General features: G+C 68.3%; 21 protein-coding genes and 1 pseudogene. 7 read left to right on the top strand and 15 right to left on the bottom strand.

The annotated features are described in order from the left end of the window. Window positions 1-99 precede the first annotated feature (99 nt). Both ABZ904_RS33425 and ABZ904_RS33420 read left to right on the top strand, forming a co-directional pair. Window positions 100-1,020, top strand: coding sequence for an ATP-binding cassette domain-containing protein (locus ABZ904_RS33425; RefSeq protein ID WP_359398602.1), 921 nt, complete (start codon window positions 100-102; stop codon window positions 1,018-1,020). Further along, a complete protein-coding gene (locus ABZ904_RS33420) occupies window positions 1,017-1,871 on the top strand; it encodes an ABC transporter permease (protein WP_360997098.1) in 855 nt (284 codons plus the stop codon). Before ABZ904_RS33425 ends, ABZ904_RS33420 begins: the two co-directional genes overlap by 4 nt. A 275-nt stretch (window positions 1,872-2,146) precedes the next feature. Here the strand turns inward: ABZ904_RS33420 and ABZ904_RS33415 are convergent, their stop codons facing one another. The 3 genes from ABZ904_RS33415 to ABZ904_RS33405 all read right to left on the bottom strand — a co-directional run bounded on the left by ABZ904_RS33415 (window position 2,147) and on the right by ABZ904_RS33405 (window position 4,602). Further along, the gene (locus ABZ904_RS33415) at window positions 2,147-2,614 is read right to left on the bottom strand and encodes a hypothetical protein (RefSeq protein WP_361827549.1); all 468 of its coding nucleotides are present in this window, start codon (window positions 2,612-2,614) and stop codon (window positions 2,147-2,149) included. A 421-nt stretch (window positions 2,615-3,035) separates the two neighbouring features. Then, window positions 3,036-3,677, bottom strand: a complete 642-nt coding sequence (locus ABZ904_RS33410) for an SMI1/KNR4 family protein (RefSeq protein ID WP_359398609.1) — start codon at window positions 3,675-3,677, stop codon at window positions 3,036-3,038. 178 nt (window positions 3,678-3,855) lie between these two features. After that, window positions 3,856-4,602, bottom strand: a complete 747-nt coding sequence (locus ABZ904_RS33405) for a hypothetical protein (protein WP_361827546.1) — start codon at window positions 4,600-4,602, stop codon at window positions 3,856-3,858. Window positions 4,603-4,787: 185 nt separating this feature from the next. On the opposite strand from ABZ904_RS33405, the gene ABZ904_RS33400 reads away from it, so the two are divergent. Then, complete coding sequence (locus ABZ904_RS33400) at window positions 4,788-5,405, top strand: class I SAM-dependent methyltransferase (RefSeq protein WP_360997104.1); 618 nt, start codon at window positions 4,788-4,790, stop codon at window positions 5,403-5,405. A 61-nt stretch (window positions 5,406-5,466) separates the two neighbouring features. Here the strand turns inward: ABZ904_RS33400 and ABZ904_RS33395 are convergent, their stop codons facing one another. From ABZ904_RS33395 to ABZ904_RS33385, 3 genes are all read right to left on the bottom strand, one after another. Next, window positions 5,467-6,750, bottom strand: coding sequence for a hypothetical protein (locus ABZ904_RS33395; protein ID WP_361827543.1), 1,284 nt, complete (start codon window positions 6,748-6,750; stop codon window positions 5,467-5,469). Next, on the bottom strand, window positions 6,747-6,875 hold the full coding sequence (locus ABZ904_RS33390) for a hypothetical protein (RefSeq protein ID WP_359398617.1): 129 nt from the start codon (window positions 6,873-6,875) through the stop codon (window positions 6,747-6,749). Before ABZ904_RS33390 ends, ABZ904_RS33395 begins: the two co-directional genes overlap by 4 nt. A gap of 239 nt (window positions 6,876-7,114) precedes the next feature. Continuing rightward, on the bottom strand, window positions 7,115-8,305 hold the full coding sequence (locus ABZ904_RS33385; RefSeq protein WP_360997111.1) for an MFS transporter: 1,191 nt from the start codon (window positions 8,303-8,305) through the stop codon (window positions 7,115-7,117). Between the two features lie 340 nt (window positions 8,306-8,645). Here ABZ904_RS33385 and ABZ904_RS33380 point away from each other — a divergent pair, with 340 nt between their 5' ends. Both ABZ904_RS33380 and ABZ904_RS33375 read left to right on the top strand, forming a co-directional pair. Continuing rightward, window positions 8,646-9,194 carry an N-acetyltransferase gene (locus tag ABZ904_RS33380; protein WP_360997113.1) on the top strand — a complete coding sequence of 183 codons (549 nt, stop codon included), beginning with the start codon at window positions 8,646-8,648 and terminating at the stop codon, window positions 9,192-9,194. A 294-nt stretch (window positions 9,195-9,488) separates the two neighbouring features. Next, window positions 9,489-10,283 carry a nucleotidyltransferase domain-containing protein gene (locus ABZ904_RS33375; RefSeq protein WP_360997115.1) on the top strand — a complete coding sequence of 265 codons (795 nt, stop codon included), beginning with the start codon at window positions 9,489-9,491 and terminating at the stop codon, window positions 10,281-10,283. Between the two features lie 380 nt (window positions 10,284-10,663). Here ABZ904_RS33375 and ABZ904_RS33370 read toward each other — a convergent pair. The 3 genes and pseudogenes from ABZ904_RS33370 to ABZ904_RS33360 form a co-directional block, all read right to left on the bottom strand. Beyond that, a pseudogene (locus ABZ904_RS33370) lies at window positions 10,664-11,024 on the bottom strand (nuclear transport factor 2 family protein); the annotation flags it as partial. 42 nt (window positions 11,025-11,066) lie between these two features. Further along, window positions 11,067-11,639 carry a TetR family transcriptional regulator gene (locus ABZ904_RS33365; RefSeq protein WP_360999096.1) on the bottom strand — a complete coding sequence of 191 codons (573 nt, stop codon included), beginning with the start codon at window positions 11,637-11,639 and terminating at the stop codon, window positions 11,067-11,069. 142 nt (window positions 11,640-11,781) lie between these two features. Beyond that, complete coding sequence (locus tag ABZ904_RS33360) at window positions 11,782-12,087, bottom strand: zinc-binding dehydrogenase (protein WP_359398673.1); 306 nt, start codon at window positions 12,085-12,087, stop codon at window positions 11,782-11,784. 740 nt (window positions 12,088-12,827) lie between these two features. Here ABZ904_RS33360 and ABZ904_RS33355 point away from each other — a divergent pair. Then, window positions 12,828-13,202 (top strand): SsgA family sporulation/cell division regulator, encoded by a 375-nt coding sequence (locus ABZ904_RS33355; RefSeq protein WP_361827538.1) that lies wholly within the window; start codon window positions 12,828-12,830, stop codon window positions 13,200-13,202. A 357-nt stretch (window positions 13,203-13,559) separates the two neighbouring features. Here ABZ904_RS33355 and ABZ904_RS33350 read toward each other — a convergent pair whose 3' ends face one another. From ABZ904_RS33350 to ABZ904_RS33340, 3 genes are all read right to left on the bottom strand, one after another. Next, window positions 13,560-17,642, bottom strand: a complete 4,083-nt coding sequence (locus tag ABZ904_RS33350; RefSeq protein WP_360999089.1) for a discoidin domain-containing protein — start codon at window positions 17,640-17,642, stop codon at window positions 13,560-13,562. A 1,065-nt stretch (window positions 17,643-18,707) separates the two neighbouring features. Beyond that, on the bottom strand, window positions 18,708-19,757 hold the full coding sequence (locus tag ABZ904_RS33345; protein WP_361827535.1) for an aldo/keto reductase: 1,050 nt from the start codon (window positions 19,755-19,757) through the stop codon (window positions 18,708-18,710). A 126-nt stretch (window positions 19,758-19,883) separates the two neighbouring features. Continuing rightward, window positions 19,884-20,723 carry an SDR family oxidoreductase gene (locus ABZ904_RS33340; RefSeq protein WP_361827532.1) on the bottom strand — a complete coding sequence of 280 codons (840 nt, stop codon included), beginning with the start codon at window positions 20,721-20,723 and terminating at the stop codon, window positions 19,884-19,886. A 443-nt stretch (window positions 20,724-21,166) separates the two neighbouring features. On the opposite strand from ABZ904_RS33340, the gene ABZ904_RS33335 reads away from it, so the two are divergent. Further along, on the top strand, window positions 21,167-21,493 hold the full coding sequence (locus ABZ904_RS33335) for a nuclear transport factor 2 family protein (protein WP_360999083.1): 327 nt from the start codon (window positions 21,167-21,169) through the stop codon (window positions 21,491-21,493). 209 nt (window positions 21,494-21,702) lie between these two features. On the opposite strand, the gene ABZ904_RS33330 is transcribed toward ABZ904_RS33335, so the two are convergent. The 3 genes from ABZ904_RS33330 to ABZ904_RS33320 are packed head-to-tail and all read right to left on the bottom strand — an operon-like array spanning window position 21,703 to window position 22,937. Continuing rightward, the gene (locus ABZ904_RS33330) at window positions 21,703-22,113 is read right to left on the bottom strand and encodes an SRPBCC domain-containing protein (RefSeq protein WP_359398637.1); all 411 of its coding nucleotides are present in this window, start codon (window positions 22,111-22,113) and stop codon (window positions 21,703-21,705) included. Window positions 22,114-22,115: 2 nt separating this feature from the next. Further along, complete coding sequence (locus ABZ904_RS33325; protein WP_359398639.1) at window positions 22,116-22,463, bottom strand: metalloregulator ArsR/SmtB family transcription factor; 348 nt, start codon at window positions 22,461-22,463, stop codon at window positions 22,116-22,118. 12 nt (window positions 22,464-22,475) lie between these two features. Further along, window positions 22,476-22,937: an SRPBCC domain-containing protein gene (locus tag ABZ904_RS33320; protein ID WP_360999079.1), complete on the bottom strand. Its 462-nt coding sequence runs from the start codon at window positions 22,935-22,937 to the stop codon at window positions 22,476-22,478. Between the last annotated feature and the right edge of the window lie 142 nt (window positions 22,938-23,079).

Raw genomic sequence — 23,079 nt, 5'->3', positions numbered from 1 at the left:
GCATCGGCCCCGGGACGTACGCCCGCGGGCTAACCCGGCGGTGCGATTGCCGCCCATGGTCCCATGCCCGGTCGGGGACTTCCCGACAGGCTTGACCGTGTGATCGAAGTCAACGAACTCACCAAGCGCTACGGCAGCAAGACCGCCGTCGATCAGCTGTCCTTCACGGTGCGGCCGGGTCAAGTCACTGGATTCCTGGGCCCCAACGGAGCCGGCAAGACGACCACTCTGCGGATGATCCTGGGCCTGGACGCACCCACGTCCGGTGCCGCCACCGTCAGCGGCGTGCCCTTCGGCACCCACCCCCGTGGACTGCGGCACGTCGGCGCTCTCCTGGACGCCACCCAGGTCCACGGCGGCCGCAGCGCCACCGCTCACCTGTCAGCCCTGGCACGCAGCAACGGCATCCCGCTGCGCCGGGTCGACGAGGTCCTTCAGGAGGTAGGGCTCGCCGAGGTGGCGAGCCGCCGCATCGGCGGGTTCTCGCTCGGCATGAAGCAGCGGCTCGGCATCGCCACCGGGCTGCTCGGCGATCCGCCCGTGCTGATGTTCGATGAGCCGATCAACGGCATGGATCCGGAGGGAGTTTTCTGGGTGCGCCGCCTGTTCCGGCGGCTGGCCGCCGAGGGGCGCACTGTCTTCCTCTCCAGCCATCTGATGTCTGAGATGGAGAACACCGCCGACCAGCTCGTCGTCATCGGCCGGGGCAGGCTCATCGCGGCAGAGTCTGTAGGGGACTTCGCGGCCCGTAGCGGTTGCCGCAGTGTCGTGGTCGGCAGCCCGCAGGCTGCCGCGCTGGCAGCGGTGCTGACCGCCGCAGGCGCAGCGGTCGAGGTACAGGACTCGACCGGCACCGCGAAGCTCGCCGTGACCGGGCTGCCCGCGGAGCGGATCGGCGCGCTTGCTTTCGAGAACCAGATCGTGCTGAACGAGCTGACCACCCGTACCGCCTCACTGGAGGAAGCGTTCATGCAACTCACCGCCGACAGCGTTGAATACCTGGCAGGACACCCTCGATGACTACGATCACCTCCCTACCCTCGACCACCTCGCACGCGCCCGTCACCGAGCCGCCGGCCCGCTTCCGCGACGTCCTGGCCGGCGAGTGGATCAAGATGAGGTCCCTTCGCTCCACTCCGTGGACGATCGCCCTCACCAGCCTGTTCGTCATCGGGTCCGCAGCCGTGGCAGCCCTGGCGGACTACAAGAACTTCCAGGGCCGCGGCGCGAGCACCCGGCAGCCTCCCGGCTTCCTGCCCTTCGACGCCTATCCGCCTGCCGGCTACATGACGCTGATGCTCATCGCCGGCAGCCTCGGCGCCATCACCGTCACCAGCGAATACAGCAGCGGCCTGATCCGCACCACCACCGTGGCCGTACCTGCCCGCAGTTCAGTGCTGTTGGCCAAAGCGGTCGTCACCGCCGGCGTGTGGGCCGCCGTCGGCACGGTCACCTCCACCGGATCCTTCCTGGTCTCCCAGGCCATCCTGAACGGACGGCACATAGGGGTACCCATCACCCACCCCGGAGTGTTCCGGGCTCTGGTGGCATCCGCGCTGCTGGCCCCGGTCTGCGCACTGGTCGGCGTGGGCCTCGGTGTCCTGATCCGTCACAGTGCCGCGACCATGGTCACCAGCGTCTTCGCACTGGTGATGCTGCCCACCATCTTCTCCCAGGACAAGCGCTGGTCCGCCGACGTCAACCATGCGATGGTCGCCAGCGCCTGGAAGCGCCTGGTCCAGAACTGGCCGCCGGATCCCCATTCCCTCGGCTACACCGCCACGGTCGCCGGCTCCTGGATCGTGTACGCGCTCTGGCCGCTTGTCGCGGTCCTGCTCGCGGTGGTCGTCGTGCGGCGCCGCGACGTGTGAACCGTACTGGTGATCTCCGGGCGGACCGCCGTCTCAGGGGGTGGCTGGTTGGGCACGTCACCGTGGACAAAGGCAGTTGGGGAGAGAGGCAGGGGGGCGCAGCGCCAGGCTGCACAGGGCCGCCGAGGCCAGGACGCGATGCCGACGGCGACCTGGTGGCGGCCCTGGGCGGGCCGCACCGGGTGAAGAGGCGCTGTTCTGGCTGTGCAGTCTCCGCCCCGCGGCGGCGCCGGCCTCCACCGGCCACCGAGCCCGATCCTCCCGGGGATCAGCCGTCACGTGATCAACAGCTCTTTGTCGGAGCCGGTGAGGCGCAGCCTTTCTCGGCACGAGGCGATGCTGCTCAGCGCCCAGGCCCTGATGGCGCTCCTGTCGCGCGCCATGCCCCTCAGTTCCCGCACGGTCTGCTGAGCACTGTCCATCCAAGGGGCGACGGGCTCCTCCTCGAGCACCGTGGCGAATCGCTCCTGCGCCACGGCAACGTCACCGGCGAGCGCTGCCGCGACCCCGGCGTGCCACGGCTCCCAGAACCACCCGCGCCTCACCGGTTGGGCAGCCAAGTACCTCGCCACCGACTGAACATCGGGGAACTGGTGCCGGAGCTTCTGTACCTGAGTCTCTGCGCGAAGTGCGAGATCCTGTGCGACCGGCGCGAACTGCTCATCACTGCGGTAGCCCTCGGCGCCACTCAGCCGCTCACTGAGGTGGAATGCGAAGTGATCAACGTCCTGCCACAGCCACATCGCTCCGACGTGCAGTCCACTGCCCTGGCTCCAGCTGGGCGAAGGAAACTCGACGAGCCCCAGCCACCAACCATGGTCGTCCAGCCAGAGGCGGGACTGGCTGCGCCGGCGAAGTCCAAGGGGGCGCAGCCGGGCCCTGGCGGCCCCAGCCACGAACTGCGACGCGGGAGAGGCAGGTGGCATGACGATATTCTCCTCCAGCGCAAAGCGACTCACGGGCGCCTGAGGGGTCTTCGCTGTACGGGGTGCCTTGGCGGCCGGTCCGGGTGAGGCCAGGTTCGAAGGCGTTGGGGTCTGCAGCCGGATCCGCTTCCGCCCGGCCCTCTCGGCGTCGGTCAGCCCGCCGCCCTGCGCGTACCTCACACGCCAAGGGCTATCGCCGCCGACAGCCAACTGTCCGGCCAACGCCCCGACTTCACGCTCAGGGCCGGATTCCCCAATCGAGGCAACGGTGGCCCGACCTGTCTTCGTAGGGTGTAGGCCAGTGATTCAGGAAAGGAGTGCTCGTTTCCAGAGCATCGGCCAACGCGCGGAAGAACTCAGTGAGGCTGGCCGCCCAGAGCGTCCCCTCCAGATCTCCCGATCCGATGCCCATCTCGTAGACGTGGCCGTACGTAGGGCCGGGTCGGTGATCGACGAAGGCGACACCACCATCGTTGGGCAGCGCGAAAGGCACGCATCGATGCAGATTCACCGCCAGGGCTTCTTCATCCCAGAGGTCGGCGTCGATGTTGTCCTCGCCGACGTCCACGAGTATGTCGTATTCCTCGAGGATGTCGTCCACACCGCTCATCCGATGGCCCAACGGAAGGAAGGCCCCGGCATGCAGAGCTGCTGCACTCATCCCGGGGAAGGCTGAGGGAGCAGCGACTCCGTCGTGCAGCTCCAACAGCGTCCTCAGCTCCGGGTGCAGTGGGAATCCCAGTCGTGCTTCAAGCTCGGCGAGCTGTCCGCTGTCGGCAGGCCCGCGCAATGTCTCCAGGTCGGCGGGCGAGTGCGCCTCAAGCCACGACTCGAGTCGGGCCCATTCACGACGGAAGTCAGCAGGATCTGTCTGTTTCATGCGGCGAAGATAGACGGTGGTGCTGACAATGCGGCCTCGCACGGCCCGGGTGACAACGGCTCGATGAGCGACTGCAGTTCGTCCGAGACGAACACGCCGTGACTCCCGCTTCCCTACGACAAGATCAAGAAGCAATCGGGCCGACAGTCGCAGCATCGACAGTTTCTGGTGGGAGCTCTTATCGCTTGAGGCTGGCCATGAGGTCACGCATGTCGTTGATCATGGCCGGCTGGTACGAGGACAGATCAGGGGTGTCCGGTCCGTCACCGATCTGGTCGCCCGTGCCGTCGCCTTCGTAGTGGGGAACGGCGGAGAGACTGAGGGAGAGGACCGTTCCGCCGTCCACGACCCGCAACTCGGTGTCGCCGAGAGACCGGGTGACCAAGTAGGCCTTGTCGCCGAGGTGCATGACGGCCTTGACACTGTCTTCGGGAACGACCCCGAGATCGGTGACCCGTCGCCGCGCCTCGAACTCGGCCCTGGGATCAGCCTTCTTGTGCTGTTCCACCGTGATGCCGACGGTGTAGTAGAGGAACCAGCCTGGCTTGGACTGCTTGGCATTGGTTTCGGGCTGAAGAGAGACGAAGCACTGGACCTGGTCGAGGGCGGGATCCTTGAGCAGTCCCGAATCGGTCAGGCTGGCGGAGTCTCTTGGTGCGATGGCTGACTCGATCGACGCCAGCTGCACGGACGGGCAAGGGTCGTGGTCGAGGTGGTACCCCCGTGCGTCCGGCCTCGGACTGCCCAGCCCGAAGTGGAACACCGCTGCCGCCCAGAAGGCCGACGCTGCCACCATTCCCCCCAGCGCCCACAGCCAGGGGCTTCGCGACCCAGGTGGGCTGGTAGGGCTTCGGTCGAGGTCGCTGACTATCTCGGGCGTTTCAACCGCGCCGATCTCCCCTGCCATCTCCGGCTCGGAAATCATGCTGCTCCCCTTCAGCTGCGCTTGGCGTGCTCTGTGTGATCCTAGAGCCGATCTGGCTGGGGCAGAGCAGGGCGGTGCGGGAGGCGAGCCACGGTGGCCCTTGCGGGCACCTGCGGCGCGGTGACTTCGACTGCTCAACGACACGCGTCCTTGGCGCTGCTACGCGGGCGTGGCCGGGGAGGTCTGTGGGGTGCGAGGTCGCCGCGCCGGTACTGCTGCTGTCGCGCCTGACGTCACCGAAGCCGGACGACCTCGAAATGCGCTGGGGAACGGTCGGTCTCGCCTATGCCAGTTCCGCGCTCGCGATCGGTGAGGCGCTGATCACGGTGAACCCGCCGCGCGCTCGGCACGTCATCATCGACCCGTTTCAAGAACGTGACTGGTCCAATGCCGGCTGGGACCTGCTGCGCTCCGCGGGGCTGGACTCAATCGCGTCGCTCATGCTCGTTCCGTCGTCGATCGCGCTTCCTCAACTCCTCACGGAGGGTCTCGCCGCCGACGCGGCGTTCGTGGACGGCAGTCACCGGTTCCATGAAGTTTTCGTCGATCTCTACTTCCTGCGCAAGGTCGTCCGCCCCGGCGGGCTGATCGTCGTCGATGACGCCTGGGCTCCGTCTGTGCGAACTGCCGCGCGCTACTTCGAGAGGAACCTGGAATGGACGGTGCTTCCCGATGCCTTCCCCGGCGAAGCTCCGACGACGGTTTCCGCCGGTCCTCAGGCCGAACCAGCCACTCGCTGCACGGCTTTTCGCTTGCCTGACCCGTCGTTCGAGCCTCCCTTCGAGGAGTTTCACACGTTCTGACGGTGACACGGGCGCGCCGCGTTGGCGCCGGGTGGTTGGTCCAGGGGGCATGCGTGCGTTATCAGGTCTTGTCGCTTCCGCCGCGTAGGGATGACAGGACGAGGCGTCCGTAGGGTGTGGTGAGGGCTGCTGCTGTGGCGGCGATGGACAGTGCGAGGGCGATGAGCAGGTGTGTCACGGAGCCGTCGCCGAGGACTTGGAGGATGCTCAGCGCGGTGCCGAGGGGCAGTCCGAGAATGGTGAGGATACCCAGGGCGCCGCTGATCTGCTGGCTCTCCTGCGTCTGTACGAGCCTGCTGTAATCGGCTGCTTCGGCGAGGATCTCGTTGAAGCGGGCGGGCAGCCGATGCTGTTGTTGGAAGGCGAGCAGCAGATCGTTGGCAGCGCCATGCGCGGTGAGGTGTTGTCGCCAGTAGGTGCTGCGGAAGACGGCGATGTTCCTCTCCAGCGTGGCGACTCGTTGTGCCATCCGTGGGGAGGTGAATACCTCGGAGAGTTCGTCGGTGAGCTCGTCGATGTGATCGCGTTGGAGCGAGCCGAGGAGCAAGGCGTCGAGATAGACCGTGCGGGAGTGCAGCGCCCCGAACTCGAAGAAGTCGCCCGTGCCGGTGTCGGGCCGGTTACCCAGGAAGGCGGTCCCTTGACGCAGCACCAGGGCGCTCCAGTCCGCCGAGATCCTCACCGTGTCCTTGAGCTGTTCGTCGGCCGTTTCCGGAGGAAGAGGGAAGTCCTCGGGTGTGGAGCGTGAGGCCAGTTGCCACAGCCAGCGGTCCGCAGTGGCGGGCAGTGCCATTTCGGGGCCGGAGCGCAGGGCGGGAGTGTGCTGGTGACTCGGAGTCATGAAGGCGATGCTGTAGGGCCGGGCTATGGCGAAGGGCGCGTCGTGGTCGCGGACGTCGGCGATGCCGGCCAGCAGCCGGGCCGGATCGAAGGGCCCACTGAGGAGTTCGTCCGCGGGATCGAGCCGCCGTCCCGCCAGGGCCCGCAGTGCGGGCAGCAGTGGTCTTTCCACGCTGAAGTGCAGGACGGCGAGGGCGTGTTCGGGGTTGCGGGCCGTGGCCGCGCGCAGAAGCTCCAGGCCCAGCAGATGCATCCCGTCATGCTTGACGTCCAGGGGCAGGTGCCAGCGACGCGGCCGTCCCGGCGCCCCGTACAGCGCGCGAGCGGAGGCGGGTGCGAAGTAGGTGGACCGCGTGTGGGTGTCGGTGCGGCGGCTGCCCAACTCGAAGGGGAACGGGCCTTCGGACCAGTCGGGCAGGCGCAGCAGCCGCACGGGCAGGACGACGGTCAGCTCTTGGCGCGCCCCTGTGACAGTCTCCAGCAGAGGAAACCCGGGGGCGGTCACCGGTCGTACTCGGCGGAGTGGGGCTGGTCGAGCGCACCGACGAACTCCGCCCGGCCGGGGCTCTCGACGCTGACATGGAAGCGGACGCGTTCGCCCGTGCGGATGGTCCGGAGCCCGTCGGTCACGTTCTCACGATAGTTGAAGGTGTCGTCACGCCAGTCCTCGTTGTGCCGGACGACGAAGGAGCCGAGCGCAGGGCTCGGCCCCCCGCGGTGCGCGGCGGCCCTGGCGGTCGGCCTTGCGTGTGCCCGGTGCGTAGGAGTCCGGCGCTCGAGGGGAGAACGGGTGGCGTGGTGCGGTGTTGGCTGGGCTGGAGCGGTGCTCGGGTGTACCCGTCTGCTGGCTGAGTCGCCGGCCTTGGCGATCACTTCGTTGGGGTTCGTCTGCCGCCTGTGATCAGCAGCGCGGTCACAAGGTAGGGGAGTGCGGCCCAAGCGAAGGCGGCATGGTGGGAGGTTGCGGAGGTGACGGCTGTGTACGCGGCATACACCACCACGGTCGCTACGTCGGTGCCGAGGCTTGCGAGGGAGGTGAGGGTGGCCCGGCGCTGGTCGTCGATGCGGGCCTGGAGCCGGGCGTCGGCGAGCACGGTGGCCAGTTGGAAGCCTGCGAAGGCGAGCGCCACGAGGAGGAGGCCGGCCGGTGTGCGCAGTGCGGCCCCTGCGGCCAGTGCGAGCGCGGCGCTGGCGAGCAGCACGGCGAGGCCGTTCTGGCTCAGGCGTGAGCATGCTCCGGCCAGCAGGCTTCCTGTCGTGGTGGTGGCCCAGATCACGAGGAGCAGGTAGGGCACGGTGTGCTCGGCTACGCCGGTGCCTTGGACCAGGAGCGGGGTGTATTCGTCGAGTGCGCCCCATACGGCGCCGACGGCCGGGACGAGCAGGAGGGCTGTGCGCACGGACCGGTCGGCAAGGGCTTCGGCGAGCCCGGCCCGCAGGGTCGTGGCCCAGCTGCCGCTGCGGGCGGCCGGTGGTGGCTGTTCGGGTAACCGGGTCGCTGTCGCCGCCGCGAGCAGGCAGGCCAGTGCGCTTGCCGCGCCGACGGCGGAATAGCCGCCCAGGGTGAGGACGGGGCCGGCGAGCGCCATGGCCGCGACCACGGCCACCAGGCCGGCCGCGCGGGCGTGGCCCATGACGTGGGCGTACCGGCCGGCGGCGCCGAGCCGCTCCAGTTCGTCGTAGACGAGTGCCTCCAGCGCACCGGAGCTGAGTGCTCCGCCGGCGCCCCAGAGGACGAAGCCGGCTGCGAAGGCCCCGTACGAGGGGATCAGCACCCACAGGGTGAAGCCGGTGGCCGTGAGGAGCGGGCCGAGCCAGAGCGCGAGTCGGCGGGAGACGGCGTCAGCCAGGGCGCCGAAGGGCACTTCGAGGAGTACGCCGGTGAGTGACCAGAGGGCGAAGAGGGAGGAGATCTGCCACAGCGGCAGGCCGGTGTCGCTGAACAGCAGCGCGTACACCGGGTAGAGCAGGATGAAGTCGTTGAGGAATGCGTAGGAGTACAGCGTCGCCGTCAGCCGCCTGATTCCGGTGGCGGTTGTACGTGCAGGTGTATGTGTCATGAGGCCTTCCCGCAGGGACAGTTCGGACGCCGGAGGTAGGGCGTTCCGAGGCGGTCCTCGGGAGGCTCGGCTGCGGGATCAATGTCGCCAGGTCATGGCTCGCATGGTAGGCGGCGGCGCCGTGCGGCGCAGGGAATTACCTCGCGAAGGGTGTCGGCACCCGGGACCGTAGCTTCTGCGAGACGCCAGGCCGATGGGCAGGAAGAGTTCGACCGACTCCCTGGTTGTCGTTGCGTTGGTGGTGCGGTTGGCCCGGTGGGCGACTGGGCGTTCACTTACCGCGCTGCCTCGGCTCCAAAACCGTGTGCGAGCGACCGGGTGGTGTCCCTACCCTTCCGGCATGGAGCTTCGCGAAGAGCGTCCTGGCGACAGTGAGCCTGTACGGGACATTCACCTGCGGGCGTTCGGGGACCACGGCCCTGTCGTGGCCGACCTGGTCGATACGCTGCGGCAGATCATCACGCCCGCAGACGGTCTGTCGCTGGTCGCCGAGAGCGAGGGACGGATCGTCGGGCATGTCATGTTCACCCGCAGTCTGCTCGATGCCCCTCGACGTCTGGTCGAGGTGCAGGTGCTCAGCCCGTTGGCCGTCATGCCTGAGCACCACAAGCGCGGTATCGGCTCGGCCCTGGTCCGGCACGGACTGAAAATCCTCGCCGAGCGATCCGTCCCCCTCGTCTTCCTCGAGGGCGATCCGGGCTATTACTCACGCTTCGGATTTACTCCCGGCGGTGACCAGGGCTTCCGAAAACCATCCTTGCGCATTCCCGACGGTGCCTTCCAGGCCGTCAGGCTCCCGCAGTACGAGCCGTGGATGACGGGGACGCTGGTCTATGCGGAGCCGTTCTGGCGGCATGATGCAGTCGGTCTCCGGGACCCCAGCGCATAGCGCCGCGGGGGGTACGCCTGTTGTGACGTGACGCGCCGTCCGGGCCGGCATCCGCACTGCCGTCACCTCACCTGTACGGGCGGACAGGACCAGTACACGTCCCTGCCAGCCGCGTGAGTGGCTTTGCGTCGGGCCAGGCGCTGCTGGCCGGCGCCACGGTGCGGTTGTGGAACTTCGGCCGTGCGCGAGTGCCGGGCTCCTTCTTCGCCACGCCTTGCCGCGCCGCTATTTCGTGTGGTTCCGGCCTAGTGGGGTGGTACGTTGCGAGACTTTGTTCCGACCGGAAGGAATGCCATGGATGTGCCCTCCCTGCACAGCCGGTTCCTCAGCGACGTACTTCCTCGGATCCAGCAGGATCCGAGGGTGACGGGTGTTGCTGTCTCGGGGTCGATCGCGGACGGAAACCCCGACATCTACTCCGATGTCGACCTGATCGTGGTCATCGACGACGAGGCGTTCGACTCCGTCATGAAGGAGCGTCTCACGCTGATCGGGTCATGGGCCGCCCTGGTGGCCGGTTTCACCGGGGAGCATGTCGGTGAACCCCGCCTGATCATCACGCTCGTCGGGCCGCCCCTTCTCCATGTCGACTTCAAATTCGTGCGGGCCTGTGACTTCGCCGAGCGCGTTGAGGACCCGGACATCCTGTGGGACCGGGACAGTGGCCTGGCCGACTCGCTCGCGGAGCATCCCCCAGTACCGGCGTCGCTCGACCTTCAGTGGATCGAGGACCGGTTCTGGGTCTGGGTGCATTACGGTGCGACGAAACTCGGCCGCGGTGAACTGTTCGAGGTCATCGGCTTCCTCTCCTACCTGCGCGAGGCCGTGCTGGGCCCTCTGGCGGGTCGCCGGGTGGGTGCAATCCCGCGTGGCGTGCGCCACCTCGAGTCGATCGCACCGGATGAGGCGCGCGACCTTCAGAGGACCGTGTGCGGCTATGACCGGCACGGCGCCGGTCAGGCGCTCCTGGCCAGCGTCGAGCTGTACCGGCGGTGGCGCGACGACACAGGCGCGGCGATCGAACGCCATCGGCACGCCGAAAGCCTCGCGGTGCAGTACCTCTTCGACGTCATCGATGAGGCGAGTTGACCGCGCCGCCCGGCGTGCACCGCTCGGCCGTCGGTGGCTGTTCACCCTGAGCTTCACCCTGAGCGCCGTGCAATCTGGACGGCATGAACAGCGGCGACGGTGAACGCCATGCAGGTGGTACTGCTGCGGGCTTCACCAGAGATCCGCCGCTCCTTCGGTAGGGCGCAGCCCGCTCACTCGGGGACCCAGCCGGACATGGTCATGGTGGAACTCCCGGTACTGCCCCGGCGGCTAGCGCTCGGGCCCCTTACAGAGGGTGCGGAAGGTGGCGCCGTAGCCCGGTAGTGGCCGGCGCGAGCACCGGGCAACGATCAGGAGTAGTGCCGGGTCTGTCACGGGTTGTCGTAGTTCGCAAGGCAGCTGCGCATCGTGCCGGGGCGTCATCCATTACCGGTCAACAGTCGGAGCTTTTCGGGGTTGCGTACCGCCCAGATGTGCTTGATCCGGGTCGTCTGCGATGTCGAACGCGTACACCGTGACCGTGACGCCGTCATGCTGGGCCACCAGGCCGGGCTGGCCGTCTACCCTGCGCTCCAGGTGCGTCAGGTGGGGCACTCGGGCGGCGATTTCGACCCAGGCGCGGGCGATCTCCTCGCTCCCTTCGATCGGGTGGAGCACCGCGCTGGCGAGGCGGCCGACATCGGCGGTCGCGGTGGCGTCGGGGTCGAGGAGGCCGACGAGGGCGTCGATGTCGTTGGCTTCTCACGCCTGCTTGAAGGCCCTGACGATCTCGGCCTGCCGGACTGTGGGAGGTGCAGGGTCTGCCCTGCTGCGCTGACGACGTCACTTGCCGGGCGGCAGCAACCGGTCCGTCATCGCCTCGACCGCGGCGATCACCGCAGCACGGTGCCTTTTCAGCCGCGCCGCCTCGTCGTCCTTGCCCGGGTTCCGGATGGTCGGCGGGGTGGCGAGCCAGGCCTGTGCGGCGGCCAAGGCGATCATCAGCGCGTCCATGCCGGCCTCCAGGTCCGCGCCGTGCGCGTCCGCGACGGCCTGGGCCTTGGAGAGATGGGCCTCGAGTTCCGTGGCGGAGGCTTCGGGCTTTTCGAGGGCCTTCCACTGGGTGAGGCGGATGAGGTCGGGATCGGCGATGAAGGCGTCGAAGAGGGCGGCGGTGTAGGCGGGGAGATCGTCGGGGGTGAAGGGCACGACGTCGGCGAGGACGCGCAGGCGGCTGTCGAGGACGGCGTCGAAGAGATCGTGCTTGGAGCCGAAGTACGCGTAGATGGCCTGTTTGTTGGCCGGTGCGTTCTTGGCGATCCGTTCGACGCGGGCTCCGGCGAGGCCGTACGCCACGAACTCGGCGTACGCGGCCTCGATCAGACGCGCACGCGTGGCGGAAGAGTCGTAACCCATGGCGCCAGCTTAAAAGACAAACGTCTGGTTTGAGAAAGCCCGGGGACCCGGCAGCGCCACGGAGCCCAGGTCGTCCACGTCGCGCGGTGCCAGGCGGCCGACAGATAGACGGCTGCCTGGCACCACGCAGCTCGTCGGACGATCAGAGCTCGATCGTCACGACGATCTTGCCGCCTGAGCCCCCTGCCGCCAGCGCCCGCTGGGCGTCGGCGGTGCGCTCCTGCGGATACGTGGCACCTACCCGCACCTTGAGCAGGCCTGCGTCGGCCAACTCCGCGACGGCGCGCAGATCCTCACCGTTCAGGCGGCAGAACATCGGAGTGATGCCCGGATGACCGACGTCCGCCACGGACGCCGTACGTGCACCGTCCCGGGCCGCCGTGGCCATGGTCGCTCGGATGCGGTTGCCGACCGTGTCCAGCACCGTGTTCACCCCGGCCGGGACCAGTTCCCGCCAGCGATGATCTGACGGGGCTGAAAGGCGTCCAGGTGGGGGACCACCTCCTGGGCCGGCGGCCCGCGGTCACCCTGGCCGATCTCCAGGACCCGCCCAGCTACCAGGGTCACTGCCCGGAGGCAGGCCGCGACGAGATCATCGATCTGGTCGCGCTCGGCCGCCTCATCACGGTGGCCCGCTCGGCTGTGGCGGACCGTCTGCCGCCGGATCTCGCAGCCGTCCCAGCGGGCCACCTCCCGCCTACGCCCTTGCCTTCTGTTGGTCGCCCCGCAGCGCAAACGCGGAGGTCCTGGCTCTCGCCAACGCCTTCACCGCCCACGCACGTGGTGCGATCACCGCGGCCTCGCGACCGAAAATCCAACTGATTGGTTGGTAAGCGGGGACACCTGCGGCCTGAATGAAACAAGCCAGTTGGATGATTGATGGGGGACGCACGTATGCCTTCACACACTTGGTTCATCACTGGTGTCAGCAGCGGCTTCGGCTGCGAGATGGCGCGGCAGTTGCTGGAACGTGGAGACCGCGTTGGACGACCGGGCCACCGTCCTGAGCCGGATGCGAGCAGATGCCACTGCCAGTCATCTGACTGATGCGTACTACGCCCTCCAGCGGCCACGTTAGGAGAAGCGTCGTATGCAAGGGGTGGTCTCCATGAGCGGGAACCAGTTCGAACCACAGGCACAGCACTCCGGAACCGGGCGTACGGCCCCCTGTCGCTGGTCGTGCACCGGGTGCTGTGGGAGGACGTCCGGGTCCCGCTCGGCGCCGAGTTCCGGTTCGCCCCTGAGGACCCCTTGCTGGTGACCGTCGTCCTCCGGCCGGAGGACGGCCCCGCCGTCACCTGGCACCTCGGCCGCGACCTGCTGTGCGAGGGGCTGCTGGTATCCAGCCGCATCGGGGACGTCCGGGCCTGGCCAGTGCACAGCCGAGGCCGGTCCCTGCCGCGGCTTCGGCTTGCGACGCGTCGGGCCAGTGCGCTGTTCGAGATCGACCGGCACGCCCTGGAGAAGTGGCTGTTCGACACCTGCGACATGGTGCCGCCGGTCGAGGAACTGAACGACGTGGACTGGGACGCCCTCCTTGTCGGCCTCTTGGACGGCAGATGACACCGCACGGTCCGTCCTTCGCACGCACGCCAGCGAGTACATAGCGCCCCCCACGGCCCTCGGGGCGCAAGTGAATACGCTCGGCACCGGATCCACCCCCGGACCGGACCGCTCGCCCCTGCCACGCAGGCCTAGCAGCCCAACCCGTCCGGCGCTCACGCTGGTGGTCGACGAAGATCCCTTCAGGCGCCCGGTGGAGCTGCGTACCGTCAGTACGTCGCGCATGCCGCGCGGTGTGCGCGGTGCGCTGGTGACGGTGGTGGATGTGACGGCCCGCGCCGTCAAGCCGGTCGCGGGCCGCCGTGTGTCTGGTGGGAGACACGGCCCCGGTGCGGCGAGCGCCGGGGCCGGGCACCCCTACGGACGGACCGAGGTGGAACTCCCGTTGAACGCCGTCACCTCGAGCCGGGGCCGGCGCGAGGGCAGGGCGTGGGCGGGCCAGGACAGGGTGACCGTCCTGGACTCACCGGGCAGCAGCCACAGGTAGTTGTCGCTGTAGAGGGTCGGCAGCACACGGTGTCCCGTGGCGTCGTCCAGCAGCGACAGCCGGACCATCGAGGCGACCACCGAACTGCGGTTGCGGATCGTGGCGGTCAGCTCGTGACGGTCCCCGGACTGCGTCTGGTGCGTCACCGAGCCGGTGACCTTCACCTGCCGCGCCTCGGTCAGCTTCCGCATGGCGTCCGGTGTCCGGTAGCGCCAGTAGGTGTTGTCGGACAGCAACCGGCCGTCAGCACTCTCCAGCGTGAGCCGCAGGAGATGCAGATCGGGCAGGTCGTCCGTCCACGCGGCGGTGAACGCCTTCGCGGTGGCGGCCGACGCCACGTCCAGTTGGACGCTCTTGGTCCTGCCCAGCCGGCTGCCGGTCAGATCGAACAGCGTGGCGGAGACCGTGGCGTGCTTCAGGTCCTGGCGGGTGTGGTTGACCGCGATGACCCGGCCCTCAGGGTCGGCCTGCACGTGCAGGGGCTCGCAGGCCGCGCGGGCGCCGTAGTAGGTGCCGTTGACGTCGAAGTCGTAGTCGTAGGTCTGCCAGACCGTGCTGTGCCAGGCGGGGTGGGACATCCACAGCATCAGACCGGTGGCGTTGTCCCAGAGGTTGGCGTTCCACGCCTCGAACATCGCCCGTGTGTTCTCGTAGTTGACGAACTGGGCCTTGCGGGCGAAGTCGTCGAGGTCCCGCGCCTGCCCGAGGCGGGTCTCGATGGCCGCCTTGTACGTCTGCGGCGCCTGGTTCCCGTGCTCGCTCCAGTCGTGGTAGTACCACGCCCCGCGAATCGGCCACTCGGGCTCGTCGCCCGTCATGTTGCGCATGCTCGCTGCGGTGGACACGACCGGCATGCCGATCTCGGTGTGGAAGCCGAAGTCCCTGCTCCCGTACGTGGAGGCGTCGAAGTATTTCTGCGGCTCGACCCACCCGTAGGGGCCGCCGCCGGTGATGATCCCGCCCGCCGAGTTGTTCTGGTAGAGCAGACCGGGTGCCTGCTGCTCGACCGCGTCGCGCATGCCCTTGTCGATCGCAGCGGGCGGGTTGCCCTCGTTCGCGCCGCACCAGACGACCACACTGGGGTGGATGCGGTAGCGCAGCACGGTGTCCCGGGCGATCGAGATGAAGTCGTCGTGGTTCGGCGGGTCCATCCCCCACGCGTTGGGGAAGTCGTTCCACACGAGGATGCCGTGCTCGTCACAGGCCGCGAAGAACTCCTCGCGGTCGCACGTGCCCACCCAGTTGCGGATCATGGTGAAGTTCATGTCGCGGTGCATGCGCACCGCCGCGTCCATGCGCTCCGGTGGCATTCGGCGCAGCAACTCGTCCCAGCCCCAGTTGCCACCGCGGACCAGTACCCGGACACCGTTCACGGTGATCGTCAGCGGGTCAGGAGTGTTGGACACCGACTTCACGTCGGTCCACGAACTGCCGTCGTCGGAGACCTGGATGACATACGTCTTCGGGTAGGCCACTTCCCACACGATGGCCACACGGTCGAATTGCTGCGCCGAGCCGAGGTCGACCTGGATCCACTGGTTGTCCTCGTAGGCGGACGACCATCGGCTGCCTGGGTTGCCGTCCGTGGCGTTCGAGGCGGGGTTGCCCGGGTCTTCGCTGGAGGCGGTCGCCGTTCTGTGAAGTGCGAGATCGTGTCCGGGGTCGGCGCTGTTGACGACACCCAGTGACCACAGGGAGTTGCCCCAGCTGGTGTTGCGCACCCCGCAGGCGATACGGACGTAGCGGGCCGTACGGGCGTCGAAGTCCTCGACCTGGAGGCTCGCGTTGCCGTTGTTGAACGGCAGCGGTACGGCGGTGTTGTCGACGGAGGCCGCGTCGGTCCAGGTGGAGCCGTCGGCGGAAACCTGCACCACGAACGTCTTCGCGTACGCCTGCTCCCAGACCAGGTCGACCCGGTCGAAGGACTGCTGGGAACCCAGGTCGACCGTGATCCACTGGTCGTCCTCGTAGGCGGAGGACCAGCGGGTGTTCGGGTCGCCGTCGGTCGCGTTGGCCGCGCCGTGGTCGCTTTCGTCCACGCTCGATGCCTCGGCCGGTGCGTGCAGTGCGAGATCCGTGGTGGGCCGGGTGCTGTCGAGTACGGACAGGGTCCACAGCGAGGAGCCCCAGGAGGTGGCCCGGGTGAGGCACTTGACGCGCACGTGGCGGGCCTGCTGCCGCTCGAAGGTCACGGTCTGCGTGTAGGCGTCTCCGGAGGCGGCGAAGGGCAGCGGCACCTTGTACTCGTAGCCGAACTGCCGGATGCCGAACCGCGTGGTGCGGCGGTCGCTCTCTGCGCCGTCCACCGACGCCACGAGGGTGAGCGTGTGCAGGTCGGCGTCACCGAGCCCATTGGGCCACCACAGCTTGGGGTTGCGCAGCCGCAGTTGGCGGAAGGCGTCCGGGGCGAACGTGACATCGACGCTCTGTCCGGCCGGGACGGTGACGACCTTACTCACCCGGACGTCCTCGAAGGACGCGACGACGATCGCCTGGTGGTCGGCGGTGTCGGCGTTGCGCACCGGGACGACGACGGTCAGCTCGGCAACCGACACGTCGGGCAGGTCCGGCAGGACGGTGTCCACACGCGGGTCGCCGATGACGACGTGGCCGGTGGAGCGCAGCCGGACGTGGTTCCAGATGCCGGCCGCCCGGTCCCGCACCGCGGGCATCCAGTCCCAGCCCGAGGAAGCCAGGTACGTGGGTGAATTGAGGTTCATCTGGTTGGCGCCGGCGTCCACCCAGGACTCGCCGGCCGGGCCCTTGTCACCGGGGCTGCCCGGGACCGGCATGGGGTCGATCCGCACCGCGAGCGCGTTGGTCTCGCCTGCTGTGAGCAGTCCGGTCACGTCGTGGGCCGAGCGGGCGAAGGGGTACGTCAGACCGCCCACGTGCTGACCGTTGAGCCAGATGTCGGCCTTGTGGTTGATGCCGTCGAACTCCAGCCAGATGCGCCGGCCACCACCCGTGCGCAGACCGCGCGGCAGCTCGAAATCGCGCTTGTACCACCAGGAGTGCCGCGACAACGCTTCGGGGACGTGCAGGTTGTTCAAGCCGACAACCGGGTCGGGCAGCTTGCCCTGGTCCACGAGCGAGGTCAGGACCGTGCCCGGCACGGTGGCCGGCAGCCAGCCGCTCGTGTCGACGGACGTCCGCGACAGAGCCGAACCCTCGGCGTCGGCCCAGTCGTCGAGCGTCAACCGCCAGCCCGACTCCAGCGGCACGGTGCCGTCGGCGGCTACCGCCAGCTTCGGCGGGCGACTCGTGTCGGTACCCCAGTCGGTCCAGCCGGTGGCGGAAGGACGACGCCCCTTGGGCGTGCCGTAGACCTCGAAGCCGTTCAGCCCCAGCGGGTTGGCGCTGGAGCGCCGACGCGAGGTCATCCGCACCCAGCGGGCCGACACCGGACGCGGAAGCTGGAGGTTCACGACTCCGCCGGTGCCGGCGGTCGTACGGTAGACGCTCGTCCAGGACTTGTTGTCCTGGGAGGTCTCCACCACGAACTCGACGGCGTAGCTGGACAGGATCTCCTTGCCCGTGGTGCCGCTGTTCGGATTGCCGGTGCTGGGCGGCGTGAAGACGGGGTCGCTCGCGTCCGCCTCGAAGGTCAGACGGATCCACGTGACATCGCAGACGGACTGAAGATCGATCGATATCCACTGCGGATCGCTCGCCTCCGCTCGCCAGCCACTGCCGCGCACGCCCGGCGAGGTGAGCCGGTCGACCACGAACTCCGCCGGGGTGGGCGCGTAGGCCGTCGAGGACACCGTGACCGGCCGGTAGAGCGCGAGTTCCTGTGGCGAGGAGGAGGCGGTGGACGCGTCGGTGCCGGCGGCCGCGGCGGTCGCCACGGGCATCAGCGATCCGAGGCCGAACCCTGCCAGCAGTGTGGAGCCCGTGGTGACGACCGACCGTCGCGACACGTGCCGCGACGGACTCTCCTGATCTCTCATGAGCGTGATGTCCCATCAAAAAAGACAGCGGCGTGGGCCGGAGCGACCTGGCCGACCAGCTCGGCACGCCCGGTGCCAACGAAGAATGACAACGTTGCCAAAGGCTGTGGTGTGAGAAGAGTCCTGTCAACCCCTGATGCCGGAATCGTCATGAAAGCCGAGGCCGCGGGGGCGGGTTGACGTGTGGGCTGTATTTGCGTGAGCAGACGAAGGCGGGGGAGTTGGCGAGTGGGAGGCCTTGGATGTTTTCGCTGGGTCGCCGTCCGTGCAGGGGGAGCGCCTCGGGTGGGGACGGAGCCTGTGTCCGGGGCCGGCCGAAGTGTTGGTCGCAGTAGGGGAGTCGGAGATCCGTCTCCTCTCTTTGACGCGCTCCGAGTGGACTTTGAGCACGCCAAGGGGGCGCGCACCATGAACGCTCCAACGGCAAGGGGGGGTTGGACCGACCGGGTCGGTACGTCGCGGTCGCCGCCGCACATCGCTCGAAAACGGGCCGTTGGGTCCCGGACCACGTGCGGGGCACGCTGGGTGTCCTGGCGAGGCCAAAGGGTCTCCGTCGCGGGTCGGTTGCGGCGACGTCGTTTGCCTACGCACCGGGCAACTCGCGCGCCTGCGCCGGGACGGTTGGGGTGGATACGGGGAGTGCACTGCCCGTGACCCGGGGGCGCCGATCGACCCGCGGGCGCTCAATTGGGTCGCGGCCGTGCGGCATGGAGCGTCGGCCCGTCATCTGATGAATGCGCCGTATGTCCGTTTCGTTGCGGGCGCCCTGGACCGCTGTCCCGGGCTGCGCATGATCCCGTTGTACGCCGGGGGAGGGGTCCCTTTCCTACCGCGCCTTCTGACCGCGCGCCGGCATCAGCAATCCGACGCTGAAGGCATGTCAGCTGCGGGCGCTCTAGGCTCGTTGCGCAACCCTGTACTTGGACACGGCCGTGATCCGCGAACCGGCACGCGCTCGCTGGAGCAGTACCGAGAAGCCCGCTGTGCGTACGGCCTGGCAGCGATGCCCTGAGGTACCCACCCGTGAGGGACGTGCACCACAGGGCGAGCCGTGTGCCGTATCGGTCAAGCGTCGGCTCTGACACCGTTGATGACCGTCATGCCCTGCTGGGCGGGGACGCCGAGAGCCTTGAGGAAGGGAAGGGGGAAGTTGAGCGCCGGGGCGGTGAGGCCGTCGAGCTCGGTGAGGTGGCCGGGGGAGAGGGTGACGTCCAGGGAGGCCAGGTTGGCCTCGAGTTGTGCGACCGTGCGGGCTCCGATGACCGTGGTCGTGGTCAACGGCTGCTGGCGGACCCAAGCCAGCGAGACCGCGGCGACCGTGGTGTCCAGTTCCTTGGCGATACGGGCGAGCACGTCGAGCAGGACGAAGGTCCGCTCGTTGAGATGGTGGTCGACGAACATGCCTCGACCGGCACCGTCCGGGTTGTGATTCTCACGCGTGTACTTGCCGGTCAGCACGCCGTTGGCGAGCGGACTCCAGGGCAGGACGCCGAGGCCGAGTTCCCGCGCGGCGCCGAACAGCTCGCCCTCGGAGGTGCGTTCCAGCAGCGAGTATTCGAGCTGGAGGGCGGCGACCGGGGCCCAGCCGCGCCACTCGGCGAGCGTCGCCATGCGGGCGACCGCCCAGGCAGGAGTGTCGGAGAGGCCCACATAGCGGACCTTGCCCTCGCGGACGAGGTCGTCCAGTGTGGACATGGTCTCCTCCAGCGGCGTGTGCTGGTCCCAGTTGTGCTGCCAGTACAGGTCGATGTAGTCGGTGCCGAGCCGCTCCAGCGAGGCGTCGATGTGCTTGCGGATGGCCTTGCGGCTGGTGCCGCCGTTGTTGGGGTCGGTGGGGTCCATCGAGAGGGCGAACTTGGTCGCGATGACGAGCCGGTCCCGCTGCTGCGAGTTCTTGCGCAGGTACGCGCCGATCACCTGCTCGGAACGCCCCTCCATATAGCGGTTTGCGGTGTCGATGAAGTTGCCGCCCGCGTCGATGTAGCGCGCGAGGATGTCGAGCGAGGCCTGCTCGTCGGCGCCCCAGGAAGGGTCGCCGAAGGTCATCGTGCCCAGAGCCAGGGGGCTGACGCGAAGACCGGTGCGTCCGAGCGTGCGGAAGTCGGTGAGGCTCACGGGGGTTTCCTTAACTCTGCTCTGAGGGTGCTGAGACCGTCGATACAACCGGCAGGACTGCCGCTGCCGGCACTTGTCCGGCGGGCCGGAGGGAGGGGCGCTGTTGAGGGACGTACGCCGGGTGGGCTACTGGTCGTAGTCGGTGGAGAAGGAGATGGACTTCGTGCTCTCGAGCTGGGCGAGCCGACGCTGGAGCGCGGCCTGGATGGCCCCGTAGGAGTCGCTGCCGAGCGCAAGCCGCAGGGGGGCTGGGTTGATGTTGACGGAGTCGATGACCGCGGCCGCCACCTTCTCGGGGTCACCGCTTGCGTCGCCCGTCAGGTTGCCGCCCGACGCCTCGATGTACTGGCGCATCTGGCCGACCGGGGTCGAGGTGTAGGCGGGGATCGGCGGGGCGATGGAGAGTGCGGCGCCGAAGTCGGTGCGCACGACGCCAGGCTCCACCAGCGTGATCCCGATGCCGAACGGCGCGACCTCAGGGGCCACCGACTCCAGGAAGCCCTCCACACCCCACTTGGAGGCGTGGTACATGCCGGCGCCCGGCGAGGTGATCTGACCGCCCATGGTGGAGGTCTGGATGAATCGGCCGCCGCCCTGGGCGCGCAGGCGGGGGAATACGGCGCGGGCGAGCTGGATCGGGGCCACCAGGTTGAGGGCGATCTGCTGCTCGATCATCGAGTCCTCGAGTTCCTCGGCGGCACCGACGGCGCCGGAGCCGGCGTTGGAGAAGACGACGTCCACCTGACCAAGCTCCGCGAAGACTCGGTCGATCACGGCGCGCAGGGCCTCGGTGTCGGTGACGTCGAGCTGGGCCGTCCAGATCTGGTCGCCGTACTGTTCGGCCAGGTCGTTCAGGCGGTCCCTGCGCCGTGCCACGGCGGCGACCTTGTCACCGCGCTTGAGAAGCTGCTCCGCGACCTTGCGGCCGATGCCCGACGACGCACCGGTGACCAACCATGTGCCCATGATCGTTGCTCCAAGCTGAATTGACTGACTGAGGTGACGGCGCTGTGACGCTGGCCCGTCACTGAACTTGCATCCATCCGGTTGGTTGGAAATCTAGCGTGCCTCGTTCGAGAAAACAACCGGATGGTTTATTCGGTCCGGCTCCGCGCCCAGAGGCCAAGGCCGGGCCGCCCCTACGTCAGGCCGGCTCAACGATGGGGGTGCGGCACGCCGAAGGGATCTGCCTTCCAGCTGGGGCACCCGACTCTGTCGCGGGGACCGACACGGTCCCCTGGGACACGAGCGGCAGCCGGCGGGAACGCACCCGTCGGAACTCCTCGACAGGCGTTCTACCGGCGTCCGGGCGGAATGGCCATCGCTGCCGCGCTCGTTGACGTCGGACAGGGCTGCTCGGCCGCAATGCGGCCAGTCCCGAACCGACCTGAAGCGAAGGAGTCGTCACCGTGACGGACATCGAGATTCCCCCCGCCATCCGCACGTTCATCGACGCGACCAACGAAGGCGATGCGGCGGCCTTTGTGGCCGCTTTCACCCCTGACGCGTATCTCAATGACTGGGGCCGCGAGTTCCACGGACGGGACGGCGTGAGTAGTTGGAACGGCACTGACAACATCGGCGTCCAGGCGCACTTCGCCCTCAAGGGCGTTGACAAGTCTTCCGAGGACACCTACGTGGTGACGCTGACCGTCTCGGGCAACGGCTACAACGGCACCGGCCCCATGACCTTCGTTCTGAAGGACGGGCTGATCGCGAGCCTGCGGATCAGCTAGATGCGCTGACCACGAGCGTTGTTGAAGTTGGTTCTCGATCGTGACGAAAGCCTCCGTGCGAGGTGGAGGTGTCGAATCTTCACCGCACGGAGGCCTCGGGCACGACCCTGAACCTTGCGCCCCCACCCTTCAGTGCCGCTGGCAAGCACACCGCGCCGGACTTCGGCATGGACGGATGCCCCGAGCCCGTACACCAACATGCAACTGGTTCAGCCGGCCTCGACGCGCAGCCGCCCGAGCCGGTGCTCCCAGCCGGCGCGGTGGTTGCCGATGTGGGTGGGCGGCAGGCCGCGGTGCGTGAGTACGACCAGCGTGTCGTCGCCGTCACGTGTCAGCGTGACTTCGACGGTCGATCCGCCGGGCGGCAGCGCGTCGTTGCCGGGGATGCCCCAGCTGAACACGACGCGGTACGGCGGCTCGACGGTGATGTAGGCACCGCGGGCGACGACCTCACCCATGTCGAGCGAGAACACGCCACCGGGCTGCGGGTCGAGCTCGGCCCGTTCACCGACCCACTCGACGATGAGCGCGGGGTCGGTGAAGTACGGGAAGACCACCTCGGGCGGTGCCTTGATGTGCTCGGTCGCGACAATGACGTCATTGCGGATCTGAGCGGTCACGGCTACCTCTTCGGTGGTCGGGGATGGGCCGTCTCGACGGCCTTCTTCAGGCGGCTGAGGGCGTCGGGCCAGAACTCGGAGAGCAGCTCGCGCACCGGCTCGAGCGACTCGTGGCGCAGCGCGTAGAGGCGACGGGTTCCCTCGCGGCGCTCGGTGAGGAGGCCGGCCTGTTTGAGTACCCCGATGTGCTGGCTGACCGCCTGCTGGGTGAGGGTGAAGCTCGCCGCGATCTGGCCCGCAGGCAGTTCGGCGTGTTGGACGAGGCGCAGGATCTGTCGGCGGTGCGGGTCGGCGAGCGCCCGCAGCACCACATCGGTTGCCGCGGGCGTCGACTGCTTCGACTCTGCCATCGGACCAGGATCTCAAGCCCCGAACGGGGTGCCGATGCCGGTCTTGGCAAAGGTCTCGATGCTCGCCATGAAGTACGTCCAGGCGGAGACACAGGAGTCCCAGCACTCGAGCTGCGGGGTCAGGCCGGCGTGCCGGAAGCGGAGCTCGGTGCCGCTGCCGGCGGGGACGATGTCGAACTCCATCGTCGTGCCGAGCCACTCCTGCGCGTGCCCGGTCGGGGTGATCCCGTCGGGCGCGATGGACTCCCAGACCACGCGGCTGGGTCCGGCTTCGAGGACACGCATCGCGTTGACGCCGTGGTCGCCGAAGCTGGTGACGAGCGTGCCGCCGACTGCTTCATCGCCCTCGGTCGGGCCCCACCAGCGGCTGACGCCTGCGGCGGAGGTGAAGAGCGCCGACACGGCGTCGGGGCTGGAGGGGAGGTTCAAGACCGCGCTGAAGTCCTCGGTCCGCGTGCTGGTGGTGCTGGTCATCCCGGTCTCCTCCCGGATGCACAAGCAGTTCCTTGTACAAGCTAGCGCTTGTAAAACTAGGTCGACCTCTGTCGTCTGTCAAGACGTCGTGGATTACGGCGAGTCGTCGCCACCCGGATGTGTGTGCAGTGCGGGTGCATAG

The organism is Streptomyces sp. NPDC046900 (genome assembly GCF_040644975.1).
In the GTDB taxonomy this organism is placed as follows: Bacteria; Actinomycetota; Actinomycetes; order Streptomycetales; family Streptomycetaceae; genus Streptomyces.
This window is presented reverse-complemented; position numbering and strand designations above follow the sequence as displayed.

Bases quoted from the DNA above. Each gene is read 5' to 3' on its own strand.
- ABZ904_RS33420 (WP_360997098.1), top strand. From the start codon at position 1,017: ATGACTACGATCACCTCCCTACCCTCGACCACCTCGCACGCGCCCGTC.
- ABZ904_RS33415 (WP_361827549.1), bottom strand. From the start codon at position 2,614: ATGTGGCTGTGGCAGGACGTTGATCACTTCGCATTCCACCTCAGTGAG.
- ABZ904_RS33410 (WP_359398609.1), bottom strand. From the start codon at position 3,677: ATGAAACAGACAGATCCTGCTGACTTCCGTCGTGAATGGGCCCGACTC.
- ABZ904_RS33405 (WP_361827546.1), bottom strand. From the start codon at position 4,602: ATGATTTCCGAGCCGGAGATGGCAGGGGAGATCGGCGCGGTTGAAACG.
- ABZ904_RS33385 (WP_360997111.1), bottom strand. From the start codon at position 8,305: ATGACACATACACCTGCACGTACAACCGCCACCGGAATCAGGCGGCTG.
- ABZ904_RS33380 (WP_360997113.1), top strand. From the start codon at position 8,646: ATGGAGCTTCGCGAAGAGCGTCCTGGCGACAGTGAGCCTGTACGGGAC.
- ABZ904_RS33375 (WP_360997115.1), top strand. From the start codon at position 9,489: ATGGATGTGCCCTCCCTGCACAGCCGGTTCCTCAGCGACGTACTTCCT.
- ABZ904_RS33365 (WP_360999096.1), bottom strand. From the start codon at position 11,639: ATGGGTTACGACTCTTCCGCCACGCGTGCGCGTCTGATCGAGGCCGCG.
- ABZ904_RS33350 (WP_360999089.1), bottom strand. From the start codon at position 17,642: ATGAGAGATCAGGAGAGTCCGTCGCGGCACGTGTCGCGACGGTCGGTC.
- ABZ904_RS33340 (WP_361827532.1), bottom strand. From the start codon at position 20,723: ATGGGCACATGGTTGGTCACCGGTGCGTCGTCGGGCATCGGCCGCAAG.
- ABZ904_RS33325 (WP_359398639.1), bottom strand. From the start codon at position 22,463: ATGGCAGAGTCGAAGCAGTCGACGCCCGCGGCAACCGATGTGGTGCTG.
- ABZ904_RS33320 (WP_360999079.1), bottom strand. From the start codon at position 22,937: ATGACCAGCACCACCAGCACGCGGACCGAGGACTTCAGCGCGGTCTTG.